The sequence below is a fragment of the Paenibacillus algorifonticola genome (assembly GCF_000971975.1).
Classification (GTDB): domain Bacteria; phylum Bacillota; class Bacilli; order Paenibacillales; family Paenibacillaceae; genus Pristimantibacillus; species Pristimantibacillus algorifonticola.
In genome coordinates, this window is the sequence record NZ_LAQO01000078.1 from 1 (window position 1) to 3708 (window position 3708).

The 3708-nt window shown below is 45.3% G+C and carries 2 protein-coding genes; both read left to right on the forward strand.

The genetic code is table 11. From position 1 onward, the window contains the following. On the forward strand, window positions 1–3067 hold a 3067-nt coding region (locus WH37_RS36145), incomplete at its 5' end, for a CdiA C-terminal domain-containing protein (protein ID WP_046234904.1). 1 nt (window position 3068) lies between these two features. Further along, on the forward strand, window positions 3069–3587 hold the full coding sequence (locus tag WH37_RS32930; RefSeq protein WP_046234905.1) for a hypothetical protein: 519 nt from the start codon (window positions 3069–3071) through the stop codon (window positions 3585–3587). Window positions 3588–3708: the final 121 nt, after the last annotated feature.

Below are 3708 nucleotides of genomic sequence, written 5' to 3' on the forward strand. Positions count from 1 at the left end.
GCCTAAGGCGGAAAGCTGGTTTGCCGGGGGCATTACGCATGTAGACATTGAAATGGAGGATGGCATTCCACATGTGAAGGTCGAGGCGCTGTCGCGTACGTATGCGATGGATTTGGAGCCGAAAAATCGATCTTACCAAAATAAGCATCTGACATACACGGATGCGATTCTGCAACTGGTTAAGAACTATCCCCGCGGAGATGCGCAAAATAGGGCGACGAGTGATCAAGCGACGATCGGCTCCTTGATGGTCCAGTTCGAGGAAACGGATTGGCAGTTTCTGAAGCGGTTGGCGTCGCGGGTTGGAACGGTCATTTTGCCGGATGTAGTAATGGATACCCCACGGGTATATTTTGGCGTACCGGACCTGTCTTGGGGGAAGGAGTTGAAGGCGAAGCGCTATACGGTTCTGAAGAACCGTGCCGCCTATGAAGAGCTGAAAGCCCATGCGGAAGGCAGTGATGCGGATCTCATTCACGAAGCGGACTTCGTCAGCTACCGCATAACCAGCGAGCAATTTTGCCAGGTTGGGGACGATGTCGTATTCAAGAAGCAAATGTGGGTCGTAGCGGAGTCGATCATCAGCTATGCCTCGGGGCTGCTGACCTATGAATATGTGCTGGTCCGGCGCCAGACGCTGAGGCGGAAATCCCGGCAAAATGAAGGGATTCAGGGTGTATCCCTGGAAGGCCGCGTCGTGAAGCGGGCGAACAATATGGTTAAGGTGCACCTGGACATCGATAACGCACATGACGAGCAGGGAAATTGGTGGTTCCCGTATTCAGGGGAAGGCAATAATATGTTTCACGTACTGCCCGATGAAGGCGCGAGGATTAAGGTTTATTTTCCAAACGGTGTCGAGAAGAAGGCAATGGCGATCAACTCGGTACGAGGCGGCAGCGAGGAGATGAAAAGCCGGACGGTGTTCCAGAAGCCGACGACGAAGGTGTTTGAATCTCCGGGAGCGGCTAAGATGCAGCTGGGGGACGATGGGGTTCTTTTTGAAAAAGGAACGGTCAGCCTGCATTTGGATGGCGGGAACATCACGGTGAATGCAAGTGAAGATGTGCTGCTGGTGGCGGGCAATAAGGTGGAACTGGGCAGTGGGAGTGAGAAGGGAATCCTCGAATCGATTCGAATGCGGGCGACGAGTCAGGTTGCTTTGCAAACGAATGCGGATCATTATGTGCTGATCAGCGATAATCGGGTGGGCATCAAGAGCGGCAAGCTGGATTTTCAGAAGGTGGAAGTCCCGTTTACCGAGCTGCTGACGGATGAAGAGATTGAGCAGATGTATATGGATGAACAGCTGTCCGAGCAACTCGCTACGAATATGGAGCAAGAAAAGCAGAAGTATAACGGGGCTCCGATATCAGAGGAATATTTGTACCAGAAGGTTCATCCTGCGACCAAGGATCAAATGAAAAATGATCCGAACTTAGGAGCTAAAGCGAAGGATTGGATTAAGACTCAATCGACGGAAAAGCAGCAAGAGATTTATCAGAAGCGTTATGGTCCGAAAACGAGTGAACCAAGCAAAGATAAAGAGGGAGAGCTTGCGCGTAGACAGCAGGTGTATGAGCAGCAGGATCGGGATCGAACGGCGGTGCATAATTGGAATCAAGAGGTAGCGGCGATCAGCATGCGTGGTCGAACGGAAGGAAAGTCATTGGTGGAAATTCAAGCGATGATGCCCGCGCCGCCTGTGCTTTCGTCTAGCGGATCGCAGGAAAGTAGGCTTTCGGGCGTGATTCATCAGGCGCTAAATGCGCCGGGTGTCCAGGATTTTATGGAGTTAATTGCCCCAATGGCAGATGCTTGGGCGTTGGAAAATATGATTCCGCAAAAGCCGGATTACTTGAGCAAGCAGACAGTAAAAACGGTATACTTATCTCGTTATACGTATCAGGAATTAGAACTGAACCCCCAGATACTGATGGCACAAATGAACATCATTTTTGGTACCGTGGCCATTGTTCTGGCTATTGGAACGGGTGGGGGATCGTTGTATGTCTTAGCGATAGCGGATGGCGTTCTAGGCGCGGCAATGGTCACGGTGAATGGAATGAAGGCGTACGCCTTATCTCACGGTAATGTAGATACGCCTCTATTGGATCTGGAGCAGAAAATACTGGATGACCTAGGAATTACCTTGGCGGTCGTGAATTTAGCGCTTCTGCTGAAGCATGGTGTATATACGGTAGCTAACAAGATGGTGAACGGTCGGAATATAGCAGCAGTGGATGATGCATGGACAGCATTCAAGCTGGATAATGTCACACCGCCTAAACCGATGGAACCGCCTGCGCCGCCGAAAACGAAAGTACCTTCAAAAGGTGGTCCTGGTGTAAATCAGCCGATTGATGAGTTTGATGATGCGGCGATTTATCAGGGGGCAGGTAAGGGTAGACCGGAGCCTTCGAATTCAACGGGTGGGACAGTTGAGGGGCAGGACAATTCTGCAAAGATCCCTAGAAATGGACCAGAATGGGATGGGGATTTTCGTTCAAAATATGGCGATCAGAGTGTGGACTGGAAAACGAGTTCAGAATACAAACTATATGGTGAAAAACATATTCCTTATACACCTAAAATTAGACCAAATGCTATCATTACAAAGCCTTCATCACCTAAGGGTGGCAAACCAGAAGGAAATTATGCTAAAGATACAGGTAAAGATGCTCGAGGATTAAAAAGACAAAATGAAGCTGCTGATGTTCTTGCAGAACAAGGATATCGTACGACAATGCTTGACGAATTTGATGATGGAAATGGTTATGGAATCATTCCCGAAAAAAGTCCTGATTTCATTATAGAAGGGCAAGTGTTTGATTGTTACGCTCCTAATACAACTACGAGTCTAAGAAACATTCTTGATACGCTCAGAGAGAAAACTACAAAACAAGCTAGAAGAATAGTATTAAATTTAAATGATTACCCTGTTGAAAAAAGGCCTGAGCTTATAGAATATCTAAAAAGTCAAACACACAAGAATTTAAAACATTTAGATGAACTACTAATTATTGAAGACCGTCAAGTAACTAGAGCATATTGGAGGTATGAGTAAAATGGATTTCAGGTTATCTATTGGTTCAGATATGCCTAGAGAGGCTTTGAAAAAATTATTTTATGAAATGATATGTGATGTCTTAGTTCTAGAAATAAATGTTTATGAAGCAGAGATAAAGGATTGGTCTGATACTCAACACGTGGGTATTAGTTGCAAATATTTTTCAATGAGCATTAATTTAGATGATGATGATGACTATATAGAATGGTTTCGTGAAATGAATCTCGAAGATCATGGCGTGGATACAAATGTTCTTATTAGCATTCAATTTATAACACGAATATTTGATATCGGGTATCTCAAATTTCTTGAAATAGTTGGAAGGTTGTTGAGGTTGAACGATCTAGATATGCTTGTAGAAAATCATTCTTCGTATCCACTAATGAAAAGAATTAAAGGGTGTTTATTAATCAATGCTCATTCAGAAGAATATCGAACCAGTTATTTGGCTAAGGAAGAACTAGAACTACTCAACTACCCCTATCTAGAAGAGGATTTTTTTAAAGATAGAGAGTGAAAAAAGTAGCCACTCTTTATTTGTTAAATAACAGGGACATCAAATCCTGTGAATGGATCGGCTACACTAAGTTGGACAGAAAAAATAAGGGCTTGTAGAATAAACCTATCATGTTAAGGAG